General features: G+C 51.2%; 5 protein-coding genes. 2 read left to right on the forward strand and 3 right to left on the reverse strand.

Annotated elements, in window-relative coordinates:
* The coding region (locus IQ235_RS16845) for an acyl-CoA dehydrogenase family protein (protein WP_264322588.1) at positions 1–188 on the forward strand (188 nt) is incomplete at its 5' end.
* Between the two features lie 142 nt (positions 189–330).
* Complete coding sequence (locus tag IQ235_RS16850) at positions 331–540, forward strand: hypothetical protein (RefSeq protein WP_264322589.1); 210 nt, start codon at positions 331–333, stop codon at positions 538–540.
* Positions 541–601: 61 nt separating this feature from the next.
* On the opposite strand, the gene IQ235_RS16855 is transcribed toward IQ235_RS16850, so the two are convergent.
* The 3 genes from IQ235_RS16855 to IQ235_RS16865 form a co-directional block, all read right to left on the reverse strand.
* On the reverse strand, positions 602–1,030 hold the full coding sequence (locus IQ235_RS16855) for a tetratricopeptide repeat protein (RefSeq protein ID WP_264322590.1): 429 nt from the start codon (positions 1,028–1,030) through the stop codon (positions 602–604).
* A gap of 511 nt (positions 1,031–1,541) precedes the next feature.
* Complete coding sequence (locus IQ235_RS16860; RefSeq protein ID WP_264322591.1) at positions 1,542–3,044, reverse strand: calcium-binding protein; 1,503 nt, start codon at positions 3,042–3,044, stop codon at positions 1,542–1,544.
* A 290-nt stretch (positions 3,045–3,334) separates the two neighbouring features.
* Positions 3,335–5,626: a protein-arginine deiminase family protein gene (locus tag IQ235_RS16865; protein WP_264322592.1), complete on the reverse strand. Its 2,292-nt coding sequence runs from the start codon at positions 5,624–5,626 to the stop codon at positions 3,335–3,337.
* Between the last annotated feature and the right edge of the window lie 194 nt (positions 5,627–5,820).

Genomic DNA, 5,820 nt, shown 5'->3' on the forward strand with positions numbered 1-5,820 from the left:
AAGTCACCAGCGATGCCGTACAGATTCATGGTGCTTACGGTTGCAGTGGCGAATCTTCGGTGCAACGATATTGGCGAGATGCCAAAATTATGGAAATTGTTGAAGGAAGTACCCAGCTTTTGCAAACTATAATTCCCGAGTACGGCGAGCGAGAGTACCGACAGCAATTTGGGGAATCTCAAGCGTAAAAGGCACGCGATCGGTTGTCAACATTCTGCTTTACCCTCCTCAACCTGTCGCTTTCCTAATTCGGTGGCGTTTGGATCCTCATGCGTCGCTTTATTGTCTTGCTCGTCAAGCGCGGCAGAGCTAACAGCTTTAGAAGTTAGCTTGGGTCCCATCTTAACTCTACTTAAGGGAGTCAGTTTTGTCTTAGCCCTTGCAGTGCAAAGCAACTTGGAGAACTTAACCCGTGGTTTGACGAGCGTGGCTTACAAGCCTTTCGATATGCTCGATCGAGCATATCCATTCCCCTTTTTTAACGATCGACTCATGTTGATGGCTGCTGGACTTTGGAACTTTTATTTAGATGCTGCCTAAATCTACCCATCACACAGACCCAAAGATCGTGCGCGATTGCCCTTATTTCCCAACAACTCTATTACTCCTCGCCGGTCAAGTGTTGGATTCGGCGAGCGTTGCCGATTGCGCGATCGAAAGTTGGATCGAGAGTCAAGGCTCGTTCGAAGGCGCTCAGAGCATCATCGTACTGCTCCAAATTCGCCCAAGCAATGCCAAGGTTGTTCCAAGCTGCAGCACTCAGACTCGATGCTAAATCTTCGTTGCTCTGGGATGGCTTAGAAGGTTGCGGCGATTTTTTGGGTTGAGGAATATCGATCGAATTTTCGGTGAGATGCTCGGTCAATTCCGGTTGGTGGGTGGTTCGGGAAAGATATCGAGTTGGGCGATGACTTCCCATACGCAAGGAAGAAGTACGATAGATGTTAGTTCGAGTTGAACTCGCCCCTCTCGGAGGTGCGAGCTGGCAATTTTTTCGGGTCTCGACAACATAAGCCTGAGTGGGATTCATCACAAATACCCTAGTTTTTTTGAGATGGTTACCTGCGTATCTCTACGTTCGACCTCCATGATTTTATGCAGTCGATGGAGGAGATGGGGGACGGGGAGACAAGGGAGACAAGGGAGACAAGGAAGACAAGGAAGACAAGGAAGACAAGGGAGACAGTAATATCAAGTTCGGTTGAATACTTCTCATTCATCGTGAAGCGAGCTGGGGGAGCTGGGGAAGAAGGGGAAGCGGGAGAGAGAATTAGAGAAGAGATTCGGCAATTGCGCGCGAGTTAGAACTAATTATCCGAACTTGATATAAACCGTCCATTCTCCGTTCCCAAAAGAAGCCGTTGACAAGAAAAACCCCCAATCTACAATGAGACTCGGGGTTAGCTAGGGATGTGACATAGTGTGTTTGCAGTGTTACTCTTATATACCTCCCGCACCGATTAACTTATGCAGTTTTGGTTCGAGCGCACTCAATGCGACCCTGACCGGGCGGGGCATGCCCGCCCGATGGGATGATGGATTTAGACGTAGGTGACGTAGGAGGCATTGAGGTCGAGGGAGGTGACATCTTGAGCGACTGCTACCAACTCGTCCCCTGCGTTTTGGACTCCGTCGCCGTTGGAGTCGATGTAAATAGCCGTACCGCTGACTCCGTTGACAGGAGAGGCACCGGTGACGTATTCGGTTCCGGCGTTTAGCTCGATAGAGTCCTCTGCGGTGTTGAAGTCGGCTAGCACTGCGTAGTCGTTGAGTCCGGCAGTGGTATCGTCACCGTCGTTGTAGTAGGTAATATTTTCGTTGGCGAGGATGTAACTATCGCTGCCGTCATTCCCTTCTAGGGTATTAATCACTCCGATTGCAGGGTCATCAAAATCACCTCCAATTAGAATATCATTCCCGGCTCCCCCAATGAGTAAGTCGGCACCCGCACCACCCACTAATGTATCGTCTCCACTGCCACCAATTAGAATGTCGTCTCCAGCACCACCATCAGCGAAAATTGGAGTATTGGTATTGCTTGCATCAAGGAAATCGTTTCCGTCACCACCGTCAAAAGCGACAATTTCTACATCCGTACTATCGAGATTCTCCACGGTGAGGGAATCGTCACCGCCGTTGCCATTAATTTCAAAGGCTTCCACCTCTTGAACGTTTAAGGCAAACAGGCCGAGGTTGTTCCGTTGGAACCGGACATTACCGCCATTGGCTTCCAGGCTGAACTCATCGCCATCGCCGATCGCACCATTGACTTGAACGGTATCTAAACCTTCAGCTCCTTTCATAAAGTCGCTACCGTCGCCATTGTTCCAGATCAGGAGGTCGTCACCCAGACCGCCGAAGATTTCGTCATCTCCTTTATCCCCAATCAGGGTATCGTTACCCATATTACCCAATAGGCGATCGACTTCGTTCCCGCCCCGGAGCAAATCCTCATCTTGACCACCCCAAAGCGTATCGCGAGTTTCTCCACCCACGAGAGTGTCGTTGCCTTTATTGCCATAGCCGTGAAGAGAGGCTTTGGCGTTGCTGCCATCGAGCAAGTCGTCCCCATCGTCACCAGCAAAGGTTACCAGTTCGATGTCCGTTTCTGTCAGGTCTTGAACGGAGAGTGTATCGTTCCCTCCACCACCATTGACAACAAAATCTTCAACATCATCCACATCGAGGGTGAACGGTATCAGGTTAAGACGATCGAACCGAACTCGCTGACCGTTGGCTTCGATGTTAAAGTTGTCGCCGTCGGTAACAGAACCGTTAACTTGAACGGTATCGAGGCCGTTGCCGCCTTCCATTAAGTCGCTACCATCGCCGTTATTCCAAACGATCGTATCGTTGCCTTCGCCACCAAAAATTTGGTCGTCTCCCGTGTCGCCGATGAGTAAGTCGTCTCCTTCTCCACCAATCAGCGCATCAGTTTGAGCGCCACCGCGAATCGTATCATCTCCACCCCCACCAATTAGGAGGTCGAAATCGTTTTCACCGATGAGGACATCATTTCCGTTACCACCAATTTGGACACCCATTGTAAGTTGCTCCTTTTGCGAATTGTTCGGTTGCGTGTTTGTGTTGTTTGGTGTTTGTTCACCTTCATTTACTACAGTACGGGGGGATCTCGTATCTGTCGTTACAGAAAATCTCTGGAGTTGGCCGCTCCAATATTTCAGATCTGAAATATTGGCAGCCCACAGCTAAAGCCCGAGAGGCTTTGAACGATCGCATTCATCTCGTTTTTTCAATGTGAGAACCCCCTGAGAACTCCCTGAAACATTGTTAAATGGCAACATCTCTGGAAATGTCAGTTTTGAGGTAAGGGTCAATTTTCCATTGCAAGTTGTCCGTTACCCGACAAGCGCTCCCAAAACGGTTGAGTCTTGGCTTTGCGGGTGGTATTGGTGGCGCAGTGAGTATTGCCGCGCATTTCGTGATAAGACCTGTCGTTGAGGAAATGGACTTGCAACCCCGAAGCAGCAATCAGTTGGCGAAAGCGTTTCTGGGAATAATCCACATCATCCACGATCGCCCCTCGGGGGTCGGAGACCAATAACTGACCGTTCACCATCACCGAATTCACCGTACTCGGCGACCATGCGGCCCCAAAGGTCGTATACATCTCCGGCAATTGAATAATTTGTGAGTCGTCGAGTTGAAACTCTCGCTTGAGTTGTTCGATAGTCGGATCGATATAGTCACGCTGTATTTTTAAATTGTGTTCGACCAGATTGGTATTGGCTAGGGCCGCATCAATGGTGATTTGAGTACTCAGTCCCCGATTGATGATGCGATCGCCGTATCCCTGTTCGGCAAGTTCCCGCAACAGGTTCACCCCCGCCTCGGGAGATGCCACCATCACCAGATGTCCCCCATCGGGGGTGGGAATAAAACTGAGAATCTCGTCCACGTGGCGAATTAACAACCAAGAGGTATCGATCGCCACCGGAGGTCCTTGAATTTCTTGGGCTTTGACAAACTCCAGTACCTCTGGATGCATCCCCACATCCCCAGATTGCCCGTAATAAATGCGCCCCAATGGATAGTTCGGCAGCGGCGGTGTCACCTCCAGATTGCCATACCAATCCGGCAAGCCATTTCCCGCAGGAACCGGGCGCGGCTGACCGATCTTAAACCAGCCGAAGTTTTTTCCCAGTAAGGATTTGGGATAGCGATCCAAGCCGATGCTGCGGTTTCCTTGCAACACGCTAGGAACGGTCTTCAGGGCGTTGGCTTTGGGAAACTGAACGTAGCCAATTTCCATGGTGTCCTGCATCCAGGTCGGTCCTTGGGGTACAACTTTGAGTTTCGCCCCAGTTTGAGGGACGATCGCTTTAATTTGTTCGACAAATTCGCGATTAATCCCTAAAGCGCTGACGAAAAATTCCTCTGTGGGGGCGGTGTTAGGCGAAAGAATCCAGGGGGAAACGCGGATTTGCACCCGGTCTGCGGCGATCGTCGTTCCATTTTTGGTGGCGGTGGCTTCCAGGCGAAGGATACCGTTCCAGTTGCGGTAGGCAAACTGTTTGGCTTCCACCCCCAGAATAATTTCGCGATCTTCAACAATGGGTTCGTTTCCCGTCAAATCAATGGGCTTCCATTCTCCCTCAACTTGTTGAAAGACATTAACGTACTCGCGAGAATTGACATCCGCCGTCAGAACGATCTGCGAATCCTTAAATCCGGCAACAGTTTGCAAGCGGACGATCGCCAAATCCGCTTCATCCTCCGATCCGTTCACCCGAGTGTCTTCCCAGTCGGGAACGCGATCGCCATCATCGTCATCGTTATTAAACAGCATCAGCGCCCCAGATTCGAGCGACCAGAGTTGGCGGCCGGGATAATCGAGATCGTCGGCGACTCCATCTCGATTCGTATCGCCGTAGAACACAAACCCGGTGGCGAGTTGGGCGATTTCGAGCTTATTGGTGACGACTGCCAGGTAGCCTCGATATTCCGTCGTCTTTGCAGCTTTGTAGGGGGCGAGAATCGACTCATCTGGAATCCGATCGAGACTGTCGAGGGTTTGCTGCCACAGAGATTGAGTCTGCCGCCAAATTTCGATCGCATCTTCAGGGGTTTGGCTGCGATCGAGTTTGGCTTCCTTCCCCACGCCGATCGCACTTTGAGCGATAACCATCGTTTCGTCCCAAATTTGCCGCGCCTGCGCCTCCATCTCCAGGCGATCGTCTACTGCCTGTCGGTGACGCTCGAAAGATTCTTGCTGAACTTCTAGGGTTTGGACTTCGAGAACTTGGGGGGCAAATTCAGTTAACTTGAGATTTCCCACACAGCGATCGATTTCCAAATCCAGTCGTTCGCGAATTCGGTACAAAGCATCCACCGAATCGGCCGAACCCAAATTGGGCAGTGGAGGATCGAGAGCGGCCAACCAACCGCAAGGGGCTGGGGGAGATAACGCCGGACGCGGGCGACTTCCTTCACCCAGGAGTAAAATTCCGATCGTACCGGCAAGGGCGATCGCACCGTACCTCTGCCACTGCTGGTAGGGATTCAGGCGCACGATCGCCCCAGAGGGGATGCGGACAGGCAGAATGTGCCTGTCGGTCCACTGCCTCAAAATTTGCCACAGTCTTGCGTTTCGATCGCCTCTCACTCGGGTTTTCTCACTCCTCGCATATCAACCCTAGTTTTACCAGGTTTAGGCTCGCAACGCGCGATCGACATTCTTTTTTCCGGTTGAGCGAACAGACAATTGACAACGAAAAATCGGTGACTCGTTTTTGCAAATTCCGAAGCGCGGAATGGTTACTTTCTCCCCCTCTCCCTCTCCCCCAGCAACACCTGCTC

The sequence above is a fragment of the Zarconia navalis LEGE 11467 genome, assembly GCF_015207075.1.
Classification (GTDB): Bacteria; Cyanobacteriota; Cyanobacteriia; order Cyanobacteriales; family Geitlerinemataceae; genus Zarconia; species Zarconia navalis.

What these genes read in the sequence shown, in the direction of transcription:
- IQ235_RS16855 (WP_264322590.1), bottom strand. Translation starts at nt 1,030, where the DNA reads ATGAATCCCACTCAGGCTTATGTTGTCGAGACCCGAAAAAATTGCCAG.
- IQ235_RS16860 (WP_264322591.1), bottom strand. Translation starts at nt 3,044, where the DNA reads ATGGGTGTCCAAATTGGTGGTAACGGAAATGATGTCCTCATCGGTGAA.